18 protein-coding genes are annotated in these 15,773 nt (G+C 71.4%); 11 read left to right on the top strand and 7 right to left on the bottom strand.

The window, feature by feature from the left end:
- Window positions 1-30: 30 nt before the first annotated feature.
- The 3 genes from NKG98_RS16355 (at window position 31) to NKG98_RS16345 (ending at window position 2,435) form a co-directional block, all read left to right on the top strand.
- Window positions 31-855 carry a helix-turn-helix transcriptional regulator gene (locus NKG98_RS16355; protein WP_254767198.1) on the top strand — a complete coding sequence of 275 codons (825 nt, stop codon included), beginning with the start codon at window positions 31-33 and terminating at the stop codon, window positions 853-855.
- Between the two features lie 194 nt (window positions 856-1,049).
- Complete coding sequence (locus NKG98_RS16350; RefSeq protein ID WP_254767197.1) at window positions 1,050-1,655, top strand: OsmC family protein; 606 nt, start codon at window positions 1,050-1,052, stop codon at window positions 1,653-1,655.
- Between the two features lie 6 nt (window positions 1,656-1,661).
- Window positions 1,662-2,435 carry a methyltransferase domain-containing protein gene (locus tag NKG98_RS16345; RefSeq protein ID WP_254767196.1) on the top strand — a complete coding sequence of 258 codons (774 nt, stop codon included), beginning with the start codon at window positions 1,662-1,664 and terminating at the stop codon, window positions 2,433-2,435.
- 62 nt (window positions 2,436-2,497) lie between these two features.
- Here NKG98_RS16345 and NKG98_RS16340 read toward each other — a convergent pair whose 3' ends face one another.
- From NKG98_RS16340 to NKG98_RS16330, 3 genes are all read right to left on the bottom strand, one after another.
- Complete coding sequence (locus NKG98_RS16340) at window positions 2,498-3,235, bottom strand: methyltransferase domain-containing protein (RefSeq protein ID WP_254769485.1); 738 nt, start codon at window positions 3,233-3,235, stop codon at window positions 2,498-2,500.
- Window positions 3,236-3,237: 2 nt separating this feature from the next.
- Window positions 3,238-3,618 carry a nascent polypeptide-associated complex protein gene (locus NKG98_RS16335; RefSeq protein WP_254767195.1) on the bottom strand — a complete coding sequence of 127 codons (381 nt, stop codon included), beginning with the start codon at window positions 3,616-3,618 and terminating at the stop codon, window positions 3,238-3,240.
- A 64-nt stretch (window positions 3,619-3,682) separates the two neighbouring features.
- A complete protein-coding gene (locus NKG98_RS16330; RefSeq protein ID WP_254767194.1) occupies window positions 3,683-4,177 on the bottom strand; it encodes a PUA domain-containing protein in 495 nt (164 codons plus the stop codon).
- 134 nt (window positions 4,178-4,311) lie between these two features.
- Between NKG98_RS16330 and NKG98_RS16325 the strand changes: the two genes are divergently transcribed.
- Window positions 4,312-4,491: a hypothetical protein gene (locus NKG98_RS16325; RefSeq protein WP_254767192.1), complete on the top strand. Its 180-nt coding sequence runs from the start codon at window positions 4,312-4,314 to the stop codon at window positions 4,489-4,491.
- Here the strand turns inward: NKG98_RS16325 and NKG98_RS16320 are convergent.
- Together NKG98_RS16320 and NKG98_RS16315 are read right to left on the bottom strand one after the other, a co-directional pair.
- On the bottom strand, window positions 4,488-4,985 hold the full coding sequence (locus NKG98_RS16320; RefSeq protein WP_254767191.1) for a LabA-like NYN domain-containing protein: 498 nt from the start codon (window positions 4,983-4,985) through the stop codon (window positions 4,488-4,490). The genes NKG98_RS16325 and NKG98_RS16320 overlap by 4 nt on opposite strands.
- A 58-nt stretch (window positions 4,986-5,043) precedes the next feature.
- Complete coding sequence (locus tag NKG98_RS16315; RefSeq protein ID WP_254767190.1) at window positions 5,044-5,868, bottom strand: M48 family metallopeptidase; 825 nt, start codon at window positions 5,866-5,868, stop codon at window positions 5,044-5,046.
- 313 nt (window positions 5,869-6,181) lie between these two features.
- On the opposite strand from NKG98_RS16315, the gene dapA reads away from it, so the two are divergent.
- Genes dapA through NKG98_RS16285 form a run of 6 tightly spaced genes read left to right on the top strand, consistent with a single transcriptional unit; the run spans window position 6,182 to window position 11,978 of the window.
- Complete coding sequence (gene dapA, locus NKG98_RS16310) at window positions 6,182-7,099, top strand: 4-hydroxy-tetrahydrodipicolinate synthase (protein WP_254767189.1); 918 nt, start codon at window positions 6,182-6,184, stop codon at window positions 7,097-7,099.
- Complete coding sequence (gene dapB / locus NKG98_RS16305) at window positions 7,096-7,860, top strand: 4-hydroxy-tetrahydrodipicolinate reductase (protein WP_254767188.1); 765 nt, start codon at window positions 7,096-7,098, stop codon at window positions 7,858-7,860. Before dapA ends, dapB begins: the two co-directional genes overlap by 4 nt.
- The gene (locus NKG98_RS16300; protein ID WP_254767187.1) at window positions 7,857-8,693 is read left to right on the top strand and encodes a 2,3,4,5-tetrahydropyridine-2,6-dicarboxylate N-succinyltransferase; all 837 of its coding nucleotides are present in this window, start codon (window positions 7,857-7,859) and stop codon (window positions 8,691-8,693) included. The genes dapB and NKG98_RS16300 overlap by 4 nt, the downstream gene beginning before the upstream one ends.
- A complete protein-coding gene (lysA, locus tag NKG98_RS16295) occupies window positions 8,690-9,985 on the top strand; it encodes a diaminopimelate decarboxylase (RefSeq protein WP_254767185.1) in 1,296 nt (431 codons plus the stop codon). The genes NKG98_RS16300 and lysA overlap by 4 nt, the downstream gene beginning before the upstream one ends.
- Entirely contained in the window at window positions 9,982-10,851 is an 870-nt protein-coding gene (gene dapF, locus NKG98_RS16290) for a diaminopimelate epimerase (protein ID WP_254767183.1), read from the top strand. Before lysA ends, dapF begins: the two co-directional genes overlap by 4 nt.
- A complete protein-coding gene (locus NKG98_RS16285) occupies window positions 10,848-11,978 on the top strand; it encodes a M20/M25/M40 family metallo-hydrolase (protein WP_254767182.1) in 1,131 nt (376 codons plus the stop codon). The genes dapF and NKG98_RS16285 overlap by 4 nt, the downstream gene beginning before the upstream one ends.
- 18 nt (window positions 11,979-11,996) lie before the next feature.
- On the opposite strand, the gene NKG98_RS16280 is transcribed toward NKG98_RS16285, so the two are convergent.
- Both NKG98_RS16280 and purB read right to left on the bottom strand, forming a co-directional pair.
- Window positions 11,997-12,224, bottom strand: a complete 228-nt coding sequence (locus tag NKG98_RS16280; RefSeq protein ID WP_254767181.1) for a zinc ribbon domain-containing protein — start codon at window positions 12,222-12,224, stop codon at window positions 11,997-11,999.
- A gap of 48 nt (window positions 12,225-12,272) precedes the next feature.
- Entirely contained in the window at window positions 12,273-13,658 is a 1,386-nt protein-coding gene (purB, locus tag NKG98_RS16275; RefSeq protein ID WP_254767180.1) for an adenylosuccinate lyase, read from the bottom strand.
- A gap of 168 nt (window positions 13,659-13,826) precedes the next feature.
- On the opposite strand from purB, the gene NKG98_RS16270 reads away from it, so the two are divergent.
- A complete protein-coding gene (locus NKG98_RS16270) occupies window positions 13,827-15,545 on the top strand; it encodes a formyltransferase family protein (RefSeq protein ID WP_254767179.1) in 1,719 nt (572 codons plus the stop codon).
- Window positions 15,546-15,773 lie beyond the last annotated feature (228 nt).

Raw genomic sequence — 15,773 nt, 5'->3', positions numbered from 1 at the left:
AGTTTTCGTGCTACTTTGTGTACGCCCACCATGGGGACGGATGACATAGAACACTACCCCGACGACTCGCCAACCGGTGATATCGCGTATCTCGCGCGGTCCAGACACCGAATCCCGACACTCGTCGCACTGACCGAGCGTCCGCGAAGCCGCCCCGAACTCTGCGAGTTGACCGGCGTCTCCCCGTCCACGATGCGACGGACGCTGGACGAGTTCGAAGACCGGATCTGGATCCGCAAAGACGGATACCAGTACCTGGCAACCCGGCTGGGCGAGGCGATCGCAGCCGGGGTAGAGGAGCTGCTCGAACGGGTCGAAACCGAGCGAAAGTTGCGCGACGTCTGGCACTGGCTCCCCGACGAGGTCGGCGCGTTCCCGATCGAGACGTGGGCGGATCTCACCGTCACCGTCGCCGAACCCGACGTTCCGTACCGTCCGGTAAACCGATTCGAGTCGCTCCTGCGGGAGACGACTACGTTACGGTTCCTTCGCCCCGAGGTCGCGCTGATGGAGCCCTGTCTCGACGCCCTGTATCGGGTGGTCGACGACGGCGTAGACGTCACGCTGATCGACCGGCCGAACTGCCACACGTACTTCTTCTCTACGTACCCGGAGCGCAGTTCGGAGATGCTCCAGCGGGAGAACTTCACGGTGCTGGAACACGAGGACCTCCCGCCACACGGAATCGGGCTCCTCGACGAGCGCGTCACCATCAGCTGTTACGAGCAGGACAGCGGAACGGTTCAGGCGCTGATCGATACCGACGTCCCGGCGGTCCGCGAGTGGGCGCAGTCGGTCTACGACCGCTACACGCCCGAGGCTCGACCGGTCGAACCGGGGCAGATCCCCGAGTGACGGTCCCGGGGACGAGACGCCGGCCGGCGGGCCTCCGTCGCGTTCTCCGTGATGTGGGGCGTCGACCGGGAAGCGGGACGGCAGTCGGTGCGTCGTTTGCACCGAGTGCAGGAGCGCCAGCAACCGCCGAGACGTCACAAAATAGCTACAATATCGGCGCCTCCGTAGCGTCTCCGGCCGGGAGGTAACAGACAATGACCGACGACCAGCAAATCGTACACGGTATCGACCGCGAAACGCTCGCGGGGTTTGCCGAACACGCGGCCGAGGACCCCGACGCGGTCCGACTCGGCCTCGGGGCGTCCGCGACCTACGAGGGGACGGCCGCACACAGCCTGGCGAAGATCGACAGCTACCAGCTCGGCGGCGAGACGATCGCCCGCGAGACCCGCGAGTACACTATCCCCTACGGCGGCTGGAAGGAGGTGATGGAGGCCGGCGGGTGGATCGGCGCGACCGACCGGATAGAGCCGGTCGAAGCCGCGCTGTCGGCGCTCGCCGCCTGCATCAACGTCGGCATCACGATCAACGCCGCCGCCAACGGGGTCGAGATCGAACGGCTCCAGACGCGCGTGCGGACCGATTTCGACCCGGCGGTCCTCTTTAGCCTCGCAGAACTCGCGGAGGCCGACTCGGTCTTCGAGAACCTGACCGCCGAGATCGAGATCGAAGGACCGGACCTCGACGAGGAACTGATCGACGAGTGGGCCCGACGAGCGCCGGTCTACACGCTCGTCTCGCTCGGTCAGGACGTCGATATGAGCATCAACACGCCCGCACAGGTGGCGGGCGACGACTGAGCACCGATGAACGAATCACTCGACACGGACGAACTCGAACGCGAGGTCACCTCGATCTACCGCGACGTCGCGACGTCGGCCGACGCCGACTTTCACTTCGAGACCGGCCGGGAACTCGCCGAGCGCCTCGGCTACGACCCCGCCGATCTGGACGCCGTCCCGGACGAAGCGGTCGACTCGTTCGCGGGCGTCGGCTATCACTTCGACGTGGCGGCTCTCGAACCGGGCGAGGCGGTCCTCGACCTCGGGAGCGGGTCGGGGACGGACGCGTTCGTCGCGGGGTTGCACGTGACCGAGACCGGGACGGTAGCCGGCGTGGACATGACCGCGGCGCAAGTCGAGAAGGCCCGCGACCTCGCCGCGGAGAACGGCTTCCACAACGTCGAGTTCCGTCGGGGGTACGTCGAGGACCTCCCGTTCGAGGACGAGTCGTTCGACGCGGTGATCTCCAACGGCGTGATCAACCTCTCCGCCGAGAAGGATCGGGTCTTCGAGGAGGCCGCGCGGGTGCTGCGGCCCGGGGGGCGACTCGCCCTCTCGGATATCGTCAGCGACGAACGGCTACCGGAACGCATCAAGAACGACGCGGACCTGTGGGCGGCCTGCATCGGCGGCGCCGAGCAGGTGGACAGCTACACCGACCTGATCGAGGCGGCGGGCTTCGACGTGGGCGCGGTCGCGGAGAACGACGACTACGAGTTCGTCTCCGAGCGAGCGGCGAACGCCTGCCAGCGGTACGGCGTGCAGAGCCTCTCGCTTGGCGCCCGGAAACGCGACTGAGAACGGAACGCGAGCGCGGTCGCGGCGGAGCCAGCGAGAATCGACCGATCGCCGCGACCCGCTCACTCGTTGCGCGCGACCGTCAGGTAGCCCGTGTGACCGACGGGCGCCGTCGACGGGCGGGAACCGCGGTCGTCGAAGTCCATCTCGCGTTGGATCGTCTCGCGCGTGCGCACGTCCGCGAGGTCGGCCTCGCGGGCGGCCTCGACGACCTCGCGGCTCGTCTCCACGAACGGGCTGTAGACGGCGACGAAGCCGCCGTCGACGAGCAGGTCGGAAGCGCGGGCGACGGCCGCCGGCGCGTCGCCGGTGTCGAGGGTGAGCACGTCGAACGGGTCGCCGGCGGCGAGCGAGTCGAGTTCCTCGGTCAGGTCGCCCGTCCGGACGTCGACGTCCTCGGCGACGCCGCCGAGCGCCATGTTCTCGCGGGCGACGTCGGCGAACTCGGGGTCGCGCTCGTAGGTGACGACCGACGCGCCGGCGCGGGCCATCGAGGCGGCGAGTACGCCCGTTCCCGTGCCGGCGTCGAGGACGCGGTCGCCGACGCCGACGCCGGTCTCGCCGATCACGAGGCCGACGTCGCGGGGCACCATCGGCGCGCCCGTCCGCTCGAAGTGATGAAAGAGGTCCGGGCCGCGGAGTCGGCGGACGCGGAACTCGTTGCCGAGGTGGGTCTCGAGTTCGTCGCCGGGTTCGACGTCCGCGGGCACCTCGAGTACCCCGAGGTCGGTGCCCAGTTCCTCGCCCGGCCGGACGAGGTACTCCCGGTCGTCGCGGACCAGCAAGACCGGCGCGTGCACGCTCACTCGAGGTCCGCGACGGCCGCCGCGAGGTCGCCGTCGTGTCGTTCGAGGGCCTCGCGGGCCTCCGCCTCGCTCGCGCCGGTGCGGGTCGCGACGAGTTCGACGTCGCCCTCGTCGACCCCGGCGCCCGCGTCGGCGTCGGCCGCGCCCTCGTCTGCGCTCGCGGCACCGCGTTCGCGCTCCTCGGGCGTGCCGATGATCTGGTAGGTCTCCTGACCCCGGGCGTCCATCTTCGTCACGTCGGGGTCGGTGAAGACGAGGTCGTGCTCGTCGGTGCGGATGACGACCTCCTCGGCGTCGATCTCGTCGACGTCGATCCCCATCTGCTTCATCATCTGTTCCATCTTGCGCGGGTTGAGTCCGCCGCCTCCTCCGAACATACCCGGTACGTCGCCACGCGCGACCTTTTACCCTGCGGTCTCGCGCGCGATCCGGTAACGGCGGTCAGTCGTCGGCGGGCGCGGCCTCCCGGACCGACACCGCCATCCCCGTCTCGAAGTCCTCGATCGCGCCCGCGTCGAGTTCCGCGCGGCCGACCGCGAGCAGGTCGCCGCGCTCGTGGACGACGAGCACCTCGTCGCCCGGCCGCACCGCGGGGTCGACCCCGCGGACGAACTTCGCGAAGACGTTCTTGCCGTCGCGGACGAACGGTTCGCTCTCGTCGTCGACGACCACGCGGTACGCCGGCGGGTCGAGCGCCGCCGCCAGCCGCCGGCCGCCCTCCAGCCCGAGGGTGAACCGGCCGTCGGTGCCGAACGAGACGATCCGGCCGTCGTCGGCGTGGACCTGCTGGGGCCGGCCCGACGTCGTCCGCTTGATCGTGATCGCCGCGCGCTCGTCGGGGGGAAACAGCGCCGCGCCGGCGCCCGCGCCGAACTGGTAGTCCGCGATGGTCCGCATGGTCGGGAGGTCCGCGCTCCCGTCGGCTGACTCGCTCATTGGCCGGCGTTGGCGGCGGCGGATCGAAAGCCCTTCGACCGGCGTTCGCGCCCGCCGATAGTGACACGCCACCACGTGTCATCGGCGCGTGAATAGGGAAAGCTATACGATCCCCTTCGCTAGTGAGTCTCAGTATGGACGTCACGCAGGTCTCGCTCGGGCTGGCGCTGGTCGCGGTCGGCGCGGTGACGTTCGTCAGCCCGTCGGTCCTCGACTCGACACTCTCGGTCTCGCTGTTCGCGCTCGCGGCGGTCGCCGTCGCCGGCGCGGCGCTGTTCGTCGGGGTCGCCCGGAACCGGGCGCTCGCCGGCTAGAGCAGGAACGTCTCGTGGCGGTCGGCGAGGTCGACGAAGTCGTCGGCCGCCTCGATCAGTTCCTCCGCGGTCGACGACCCGAACGCCATCACCTCCACGCGGACGCCCTCGTGGCGCAGGTGCGAGCACAGCCGCGAGAAGTCGCCGTCGCCCGTGCAGAGGATGATCGTGTCGACGTGGTTCGCGAGCGTGACCGCGTCGAGGCTCATCCCGACGTCCCAGTCTGCCTTCTTCGTCCCGTCCGAGAAGCGCTTGATGTCCTTGATCTTGGTCTCGAAGCCGATGTCGACCAGCGCGTCGAAGAAGCTCTCCTCCTCGGGGGAGTCCGCGCGGATGACGTAGGCGATCGCCCGGGTTAGCTGGCGGTCGCCGACGCCCTCCTCGAGCAGCGAGGAGTAGTCGATGTTACGAGTGTAGATGCTCTGCGCGGTGTGATAGAGGTTCTGCGCGTCGACGAGCATCGCGACGCGCTGACCCGGGTGGACGTTCGTCATAGGAAACGGTGTGCGGGCGAGGGGCAAAACCGCTTCCCTCCCGCGCTCGCCGCACCGATCAGCGACGCAGGCGCTCGATTCGCTTCTCGGTCGGCGGGTGGGTCGCGAACAGCGTCTGCAACAGTCCCCGGTCGGCGTTGAAGATACAGAGCGCGCTCACGCTGTCGTCGACGCGGGACTCGCGGCCCTCGGCGCCGCGGGCGATCTTTTCGAGCGCCCGCGCCAGCGGCTCGCCGCCCCCGATCGCCCGCCGGGCGTCGGCGTCGGCGACGTACTCGCGGTACCGCGAGATGGCCATCACGAAGACCGTCACGAGCAGTTGCGCGACGACCGAGAGCGCGTAGCCGGCGAGGAAGCCGCCGGGGTTCTCGTCGCCGGCGAACGCGTACACGAAGTAGACCGCCCAGCCGACCATCATCCCGATGGAACTCCCGAGGGTCATCAGCAGGACGTCGCGGTTCTTGATGTGTGCGAGTTCGTGGGCGACGACCCCCTCCAGTTCGTCGCGGTCGAGGAGGGCGACGAGTTCCTCGGAGACGACGACGACGCCGTCGCCGCGGCGGCCGGTCGCGAACGCGTTCGGCACGCCCATCCGCGTGACCAGCAGCCGGGGTTTCTCGATTCCCATGTCGCGGCTCAGGGACTCGGTCGCGCGGTGGATCTCGCCGTACGGTCCGGTCTCCGGCATCTCCTCGGCCCCCCGGGTGGCGCTCCACGTGCCGATCTTGTACTGTACCACCGGGAAGGTGAGCATGAGCACCACCACCAGCGGCCAGGAACCGGGGCCGAGGATCGTCAGGCCGACGATCCCGACGAACAGGTAAAACGCCGCCAGGATCGATCCGACGACCAGCATCCGGAGTCGCAGTCCGAGGTCTGCCATGTATCCGCCGGGTGGCGATAGAGAAGTATAAAACGCCCGGAGTGTACCGCGAGGCGACCGACCGGCAGGAATGGCGGCGGACGCAACCGCTAAGTCGGCCCGGGTCGGTGTCCACCGTATGCGCCGCGTCGCTCCCGTCCGGGTTCGGGCCGCCGGGAGCGACGCGACCCCTCGTTTTCCCAAAAAACGCGCGTGAGAGCGCTCGCGGCGGGAGTGGCACCCCCGTCGCGGGCGCGGTCCGGACCGCACGCGCGCCGACTACCGACGAGTCGCCGGCCGAGACCCCGGCGACGGCTCCACCCCACCACACGACATGACACCAGCGATCGACCTGACCGGCGTCTTCCCGGCGATCTGTACGCCGTTCGACGCCGACGAACGCATCGACTTCGAAACGCTCCGCGCCGACGCCCGCCGCCTCGAAGCCGCGGGCGTCGACGGCCTCGTCCCCGTCGGCTCCACCGGCGAGTCCGCGACGCTCACCCACGACGAACACGTTCGCGTCGTCGAGACGGTCGTCGACGCCGTCTCCGACGTCCCCGTGATCGCCGGCACCGGCTCGAACAACACCCGCGAGGCGCTCGAACTCTCCGAGCGCGCGGCCGACGCCGGCGCCGACGGCCTGCTGCTCATCTCGCCGTACTACAACAAGCCCGAACAGCGGGGCCTGCTCGAACACTACCGGACGATCGCGGACGCCGTCGACCTGCCCCAGATCGTCTACAACGTCCCGTCCCGCACCGGCCGGTCGATCGACCCCGACACCGCCGTCGAACTCGCCGCCCACCCCAACGTCGCCGGCTACAAGGCCGCCGAGGGCGACCTCGGCGCCATCGGCGAGATCGTCGAGCGCACCGCCGACCGCGAGTTCGCGGTGCTCTCGGGCGACGACGCGCTCACCCTCCCGGTCCTCGCCGTCGGCGGGACGGGGACGATCAGCGTCGCCGCCAACGTCGAACCCGAGCGCACCGTCGCCATGGTCGGCGCGGCCCTCGAAGGCGACTACGAGCGCGCCCGCGCGATCCACCGCGAACTCGGCCCCCTCTTCCGGGCGCTGTTCGTCGAGACCAACCCGATCCCGGTCAAGGAGGCGATGGCGATCCGCGGCTACGGCCCGGCGCGGCTCCGCCCGCCGCTGACCCGCCTCTCCGAGGACTACCGCGAGGACCTCGAAGCGGTGCTGGCCGCCCTCGACGCCGACTCGGTACCCGGAGCGGAGGTGGACCGATGACGGTCCGCCTCGGCGTCACCGGCGCGACCGGCCGGATGGGCCGGGACGTCCTCGCGACCGCACGCGAGCGAGCGGACTGTGAGGTCGTCGTCGCGGTAAACCGCGACCCCGACGAGGAGGCGGTCGCGGGCGTCGCGATCGAGTCCGCCCCCGAGTTCGGCCCGCTGCTCGACGAGCGCGACCCGGACGCCGTGATCGACTTCACGGGGCCGTCCTCGGCCGTCGAGTACGCCGACGCCTGCGCGAACGCGGGCGTCGCGTTCGTCACCGGGACGACCGGCTTCGACGAGGACGAGCGGGCCCGACTCCGCGAGGCGAGCGAGCGGGTGCCGGTGTTGCACGCGCCGAACTTCGCTCGCGGAGTGCAGGCGCTCGTGAACGTCGTCGGCGACGCGGTTCGACAGCTACCGGGCTACGACGTCGAACTCGTCGAGGCCCACCACGCCCGGAAGCGCGACGCCCCGAGCGGGACGGCGAACCGCCTGCTGGAAGAGATCGAGGCCAGCGGGGAGTTCGCGGGCCGGACCCACGGCCGCGAGGGCGACCGGCCCCGCGAGGCCGGCGAGATCGGCGTCCACGCGCTGCGCGCGGGCGACGTCACCGGCGAACACGAGGTGCGCATCGCGGGCAACCACGAGGAGGTGCGACTCGCCCACCGCGCCGAGGACCGCGGCGTCTTCGCCGCCGGCGCGGTCGACGCGGCGGTCTGGATCGCGGGACGGACGCCCGGCCGGTACGACTTCGCGGAGGTGATCGCGTGACCGCGCTCGAACGGGACGTGACGGAACTGTGGCGTCGCTACGAGAACGACGAGGTCGACGCCGACTCGGCCGGCGAGGCCGAGCGCGCGACCCTCGACGCGTTCCTCGACGCGCTCGAAGCCGGCGCGGTCCGTGCGGCCGAGCGCGAGGGCGGCGAGTGGGTCGCAAACGAGTGGGTCAAGCGGGGCATCCTCCTGAACTTCGGCCTCCGGCGGGCCGAGACCCGCGAGTACGGCGGCGTCGCGTACAACGACGTGCTCCCGCTGGCGGCGACGGGCGACTGGGGCGAACGCGGCACGCGGAACACGCCCGACGGCACCGTCGTCCGCCGCGGCGCACACGTCGGCGCGAACTGCATCCTGATGAGCCCCGCGTTCGTCAACGTCGGCGCCCACGTCGGCGACGGGACGCTCGTCGACTCCTGTGACACCGTCGGCTCCTGTGCCCAGATCGGCGAGAACGTCAAACTGGGGGCCAACACGCTGATCGGCGGCGTGCTCGAACCCGTCGAGGACGCCCCGGTCGTGATCGAGGACGGCGTCTCGCTCGGCGCGGGCTGTCGCGTCACCTCGGGGTTCGTCGTCGGCGAGGACAGCGTCGTCGGCGAGAACACCCTGCTGACCCCGCGCATCCCCGTCTACGACCTCGTCGACGAGGAGGTGCGCTACGGCCGCCTGCCGCCGGAGCGGCGGGCGTTCACCCGGTTCGTCGAGTCCTCGGTCGGCGACCACGACCTCTTCGACGGCGGCGCGTACAAGCCCGCCGTCGTCGCCACCGCCCTCGAGGACCGCACCCTCGACGCGACCGAGCGCGAGGAGGTGCTCAGGGAGTGAGCGTCGACCCGGGGAACTCGCCCGTCCGCCGCCTCGCCGACTGGGACGCGGCCGCGCTCCGCGACCTCGCGGCCGAGTACGGGACGCCGCTGTACGTCCTCGACCTCGACCGCGTCCGCGAGAACTACCGCCGCCTCGCCGCCGCCTTCCCCGACGCAGAAATCGCGTACGCCGCGAAGGCGAACGCGCTGGGGGACGTCCTCGAAACGCTGCTCGACGAGGGCGCGGGGATCGAGTGCGCCGCCGCCGGCGAGGTCGGCCGCGCGCTCGCGGCCGGTGCCGGCGGCGACCGGGTGCAGTACACGCCGGTCAACCCGCCCGCGGCGGACCTCGACTGGATCGTCGAGGCGTGGGCCGACCACCCCGGGCTGACCGTCACCGCGGGGTCGGCCGACACGGTCGACCGCCTCGCGGCCCGCGGCTACGACGGCCGACTCTGCCTGCGGGTGAACCCCGGCGTCGGCGCGGGCCACCACGAGAAGGTCCGCACGGGCGCCGACGCGAAGTTCGGCGTCCCCGCCGAGCGGGCCGTCGCGACCCTGGAAGCCGCCGCCGACCGTGGCTTCGACATCGTCGGGATCCACGCCCACGTCGGCTCCGGCGTCTCGGCCGACGACCTCGACGCCCACCGCGAGTTCCTCGCGCGGATGGGCGACCTCGCCGGACGCGCGACGGCGGCCGTCGGCCCCCTCGAGTTCGTCGACGTCGGCGGCGGCTTCGGCGTCCCCTACCGCGAGGACGAGGCGCCGCTCGACCTCGCGGCGGTCGGGGCGGCGACCCGGGAGGCGCTGGGCGAGGTCGACGCCCGCCTGACGATCGAACCCGGCCGCTACCTCGTCGCCGACGCGGGGGTCCTCCTCACCCGGGTCAACACCGTCAAGGAAGCGTCCGGAACGACCGTCGTCGGCGTCGACGCGGGGATGACGACCCTGCTCCGGCCGGCGATGTACGACGCCTACCATCCGATTCGAAATCTCGCGGCCGACGCCGACGGCCGCGCCGAGCGCGCCCAGACCGTCGCGGGCCCCATCTGCGAGAGTTCGGACGTCTTCTGCGAGGACCGCGACCTTCCGGCGAGCGAGCGCGGGGACGTCCTCGCGCTGGGCAACGCCGGGGCCTACGGCTACGAGATGGCCAGCCGGTACAACTCCCGGCCGCGGCCGGCGTCAGCGGTCGTCGACGGCGGCGAGGCGCGGCTCTCGCGGCGCCGCGAGACGGTCGCGGACGTGACACGCGTCGAGCGGGAGGCCGACGCCGACCCGGCCGACCCGTACGGGGAGGTGCCCCGATGACCGCGACCGTCCCCTTCGAGAAGTACCACGGGACCGGCAACGACTTCCTGCTCGTCGACGCCGCGGCGGCCGTCGGCGACCGGTCGGCGCTCGCGGTCCGCGAGTGCGACCCGGAGTCGGGCGTCGGCGCCGACGGGATCCTGTTTCTCGACCTCGACCCGGCGGGCGACGGAACGCCGCGTGTCGGAATGACCCTCGTCCAGCCCGACGGCGGGACGGCGCCGATGTGCGGCAACGGCGCGCGCTGTGCCGCCGCGTGGGCGATGGAGCGGACGGGGGGCGACGAGGTCGTCGTCGACACCGAGGCCGGTGCGCGACGCGCGCGCCGGACGGACGAGGGGGTCGCCGTCGAGATGGGCGCACCGACGTTCGCTCCGCGGGAGGTGCCAGTCGACGCCGCCGAACCGGTGGTCGAGCGGGAGATAGCGGGGCTGGAGGTCACGGCCCTGAACACGGGCGTCCCGCACGCGGTCGCGTTCGTCGAGGACGTGGACGCGGTCGCCCTCGGAGCCGTCGCGCCGCCGGTGCGTCGCGCCGACGCCTTCCCGCGGGGGACGAACGTGACGCTCGCGAGTCCCGACGGCGACGGCTTCCGCCAGCGGACGTTCGAGCGCGGCGTCGAGGGCGAGACCGATGCCTGCGGCACCGGCGCGGTCGCCGTCGCCGCCGTCGCGCGCCGTCTGGGGCTGACCGACGCCGACGCGATTTCGGTCCGGCCGCCCGGCGGCGACCTCGCGATCCGGTTCGTCGACGGCGGGCGCGAGGGCGAGGGCGACGGCGAGGTGTGGCTGTCGGGCGCCGTCGAGCGCGAGTTCGACGGCGAACTGGCGCCCGCGAGTGCGGGGTCGGGGACGAGGGAGCCGTGACGGGTGCGTCCCGCTCCCCGGACGGCTTCGATCCGATCGCGTTCCTCGAAGAGGCCGTCCGCCGCGCCTCGAACGAGGAGGTCGAGCCGATGCGGGCGTACCTTCGCGAAACGCTCGAAGCCCGCGGCGTCGCGGCCCGCGTGGACGAGGCGGGGAACGTCCTCGCGAGCCGCGGCGCCGCCGATCCCGAGGGAGGTCACGTCGTGTTGAACACCCACGTCGACACCGTCTCCCCGCACGTCCCGTTCGAGCGCGACGGCGACGTGATCCGCGGCCGGGGCGCCTGCGACGCGAAGGGGCCGCTGGCCGCGTTGCTCGCGGCGTTTCTCGCGGTCGATCCCGGCGCGGGACGGCTGACGCTCGCGGTCACCCCCGACGAGGAGTTACTCTCGACCGGCGCCCACGCGCTCGTCTCGGACCCCGACTCGCCCGTGCGGGACGCCGACGGCGTGATCGTCGGCGAGCCGACCGGCCTCGACGTCTGCGCGGCCGCGAAGGGGCGGTTCGAGGGGACGATCACCCTCACCGGGGCGAACGCCCACGCCGCGGCGCCGGCGTCGGGGACGAACGCGGTCGCGGCGCTCGGGGACGTCCTCGCCGCGTTGAAGACGTTCGATGACCGCCCCGACGCGCCGCCCGCCCACTCCGACCTCGGCGCGGCGACGCTCACGCCGACGGTCGTCGAGGGCGGGACGGCGACGAACCAGGTGCCCGCCGACTGTCGGCTGACGATCGACCGCCGGAGCGTCCCGCCGGAGACCGCCGACGGCTTCCGCGCGTCGCTGCGCGAGCACCTCCGCGAGGCGGTCCCCGGGGACGTCGACGTCGCGTTCTCGTTCGCCGAGCGGCCGACGCCGTTCCTCGAAGCGTGGGAAACCGACGCCGACGACCCGCTGGCGCGGACCCTCGCCGCGGCGTCGAGCGGCGAGATCCGGCCGTTCGCCGCGGCGACGGAGGCGTCGTACTTCGCGGCACACGCGCCGACGGTCGTCTTCGGGCCCGGCGTGCTGGCCGACGAGGAGGGCGCCGTGGCCCACGCGCCGCGGGAGTACGTCCGGACCGGGGACGTCGAACGGGCGGCCGCGGCGCTGGCGGAGTCGCTGTCGGCGCTCGTCGGTCGGGAGTGAGTCCGGCGGCGACCCCGATCAGCCGCCGAGGAAGAAGTCCGCGACGTCGCTCGCGGCCGACCCGGTCTCGCGGTACAGCTCCGAGTAGCCGCAGTTGGTGCAGGTGACGACCGTGAACTTCCGGTTCTGGACGTCCATGAACTTCGTCAGACCGGTGCCGGAGGTGGCGATGCTGTCGGTCTCGGTCTCCTCGTGGCCGCACTTCGGGCAGCCGTGCTCGTCGTGGAGGGACTCGTCAGGGCTCATCGCCGGTAACTCTTCAGCGAACGATAATAAGTGTCGGTGGTCGCGGGCTCACTCCAGTTCGTCGACCAGCGCGCCGGCGACGCCGGTGTACGTCCCGGGGGCGAGCGCGCGCAGTTCCTCGCGTACGTCCTCGGGGACGTCGAGGTCGTCGAACAGGTCGCGGAAGTCCGCGAGGGTGACGTCCCGACCGCGGCTCAGCGCCTTCACGCGCTCGTAGGCGTCCTCGTGGCCCTCGCGGCGAAGGATCGTCTGGACGGCCTCGCCGATGATCTCGGGGGTGTTCTCGAGGTCGTCGCGCATGACGGCCTCGTTCGGGACGACCGTCTCGAGACCCGCGGCGGTCTTCGTGTAGCCGATCAGGCAGTGAGCGAACGCCGCCCCGACGTTCCGTTTGACCGTCGAGTCGGAGAGGTCGCGCTGGAGCCGCGAGGTGGTGACGTAGTCGGCGAGGAAGGTCAGATCGGAGTTGGCCTTCGAGAGGTTGCCCTCGCTGTTCTCGAAGTCGATCGGGTTGACCTTGTGGGGCATCGTCGACGACCCCGTCTCGCCCTCGACGGCCTCCTGGCCGAGGTAGCGGTCGGAGACGTAGAGCCAGACGTCGCGGTCGAGGTCCAGCAGGACGTCGTTGGCGCCGCGGAACGCGTCGAACAGCACCGCGAGGTCGTCGCAGGGGTTTACCTGCGTGGTGAGGGGTTCGAACCCCAGCCCCAGCCCTGCCACGAACTCGCGGGCGAACGCCGGCCAGTCGACCTCGGGGTAGGCCGCGACGTGGGCCGCGTAGGTGCCGGAGGCGCCGCCGAGTTTCCCCCGCAGGCCGTCGGTCGCCTCGCGGATCCGGCCCGTCGCGCGGCCGAGGCGGGCGGCGTAGACCGCCATCTCCTTGCCGAACGTCGTCGGGGTCGCGGGCTGGCCGTGGGTGCGCGCGAGCATCGCCACGTCGCGGTGCTCGCGGGCCATGTCGGCGAGCGCGTCGCGCACCTCGTACAGCGCCGGCAGGAGCACCTCCTCGACGGCGCCGCGGACGAGCAGTCGGTGGGCGAGGTTGTTGACGTCCTCGCTCGTCAGCCCGAAGTGGATCCACGGCGAGGCGTCGCCGTCCTCGGGCAGACGGTGGCGGACGAAGTACTCGACGGCCTTCACGTCGTGATTCGTCGCCTCGAACTCCCCGTGGCCCTCGGTTTCGAGTTTCTTGATCAGTTCGGCGTCCTCCTCGGCGAACGCCCGGTAGCAGTCGCGCAGGCGCTCGCGCTCCTCGAGGTCGAGTTCGAGCGGCGTCGCCTCGAGGTCGGCGAGCGCGATCAGGTACTCGACCTCGACGCGAACGCGGGCGCGCATCAGCGCCGCCTCGCTCGCGTACGGCGACAGCGGCGCGGTTCGGCTCCCGTACCGGCCGTCGAGCGGCGAGACGGCGTACAGCGCGTCGGCGTCGGTCATGGTCGACCCTGCTCCGGGGCCGTCCAAAAGCGTGTCGGATCCGGACGCCACGTGTGTGCATAATCGTCGCGGAATCGCGGCGAATGTGGCCGATTATGACCCACGTACGTGTATAATTCGGCGCGGGAGACCGCAACTCCTTTGCCCCTCGCGGGCGCGCTCTCATCCATGACGAGAATCGCCGGGCTGGCCGGCAACCGAGGGCGCAACCTGCTGAACATCGCCGACCGCGCGCCGGGCGGGGCGGAACTCGCGGTCGTGCTGACCAACCGCGAGGACGCCCCCGTCCTCGAAGCCGCCGCCGACCGCGGGATTCCGACCGAGGTCGTCCCCCTCGGCGACGGGGCGGACCGCCGCGAGCACGAGGAGCGCGTGCTCGCGGCCCTCGACGGGTACGAGTTCGACCTCGTCTGCCTCGACGGCTACATGCGCATCCTCTCGGATACCTTCCTCGACGCCGCGCCGACGACGCTGAACGTCCACCCGTCGCTGCTGCCCGCGTTCCCCGGGACGGACGCGTGGGGCGACGCGCTGGCGGCCGGCGTCTCCGTCACCGGCTGTACGGTCCACGTCGTCACGGACGCGACCGACGACGACGGGACCGTGATCGAGGAGGAGGTCGACGCCGGTCCGATCGTCACCCAGGAGCCGGTGCCCGTCTACGAGGGCGACGATACGGAGACGCTGAAAGAGCGGGTCCTCTACGAGGGCGAGTTCCGCGCGTACCCGCGTGCGGTGACGTGGTTCGCCGAGGGCGCCGTCGACGTCGATTTGGACGCGGGCGAGGTGACCGTCGACGCCGACGCCGCGGCCGACGACGGCCTCCCTGCACGCCGGCTGGTCTCCAGCGACCGCCTCGATGCCCTCCGCTACGGCGAGAACCCCCACCAGAACGCCGCCGTCTACGCCGACTACACCTGCGAGGAGGCCTCGGTCGTCCACGCCGACCAGTTGAACGAGGGGGCGAAGGCCCTGTCGTACAACAACTACAACGACGCCGACGGCGCCTTGAACCTCGTCAAGGAGTTCGACGACCCCGCGGCCGCGGTGATCAAGCACACCAACCCCGCGGGCTGTGCGACCGCCGACACCGTCGCCGAGGCCTACGAGAGGGCGCTCTCGACGGACCCGATGAGCGCCTTCGGCGGCATCGTCGCGCTGAACCGCGAGTGCGACGCCGAGACGGCCGCACAGATCACCGACTCGTTCAAGGAGGTCGTCGTCGCGCCCGGCTACACCGACGAGGCGCTGGACGTGCTGTGCGAGAAGGAGAACCTGCGGGTACTCGACGTCGGTCGCGAGGCGCGTAGCGCCTCGGACGCGAGTAGCGCGGAACGGAGTTCCGCGGACAGTCGAGCGGCGGAGCCGCGAGACGACGGCGACCAGCCGCGAGCACTCGGCGAACCGACGGAGCGATTCACCGAGAAGCCGATCGTCGGCGGCCGCCTCGTCCAGGAGCGCGACCTGCAGTCGCTCTCGGTCGAGGACCTGGAAGTCGTCACCGAGCGCGAACCCACCGACGAGCAACTGGAGACGATGGTCTTCGCGTGGCAGACGCTCAAGCACGTCAAGTCGAACGGCATCCTCTTCGCGACGGGAACCGAGACGGTCGGCATCGGCATGGGACAGGTCTCCCGCGTCGACGCCGTCCGGCTGGCGGCGATGAAAGCCGACGAGCACGCGGAAGGCAAGGACGCCGAGGGGGCCGTGATGGCCTCGGACGCGTTCTTCCCGTTCCCCGACGGCATCGAGGAGGCCGCGAAGGCGGGCATCGAGGCGGTCGTCCAGCCCGGCGGCTCGGTCAACGACGAGGACGTGATCGCGGCCGCGGACGAACACGACGTGGCGATGGCGTTTACCGGCCAGCGGTCGTTCCGGCACGACTGAGCCGAAACCGGGGCACGAGCGGCTGTTTCGTTCGATCTTCGCGGGAGCGGCGTCCGATCCGGCCGAAACTCAAAGAGGCGTTTTACCTTGGAATAGTGATGTTTGTCGGGCAACCCACCGAACGCACACCTTCGAGGTCGAAATCGACGACATCGACCGCGTCGGCGAGGTCATCGACGCGGCGGATTCGGGCACCGACGTCGACTCCGGCCCGGTGAGCGTGACGGC

Origin of the sequence: Salinilacihabitans rarus, from assembly GCF_024296665.1 — an archaeon.
Classification (GTDB): Archaea; Halobacteriota; Halobacteria; order Halobacteriales; family Natrialbaceae; genus Salinilacihabitans; species Salinilacihabitans rarus.
The sequence above is the reverse complement of the archived record's forward strand: the minus strand, read 5'-3'. Positions and strand labels throughout refer to the sequence as shown.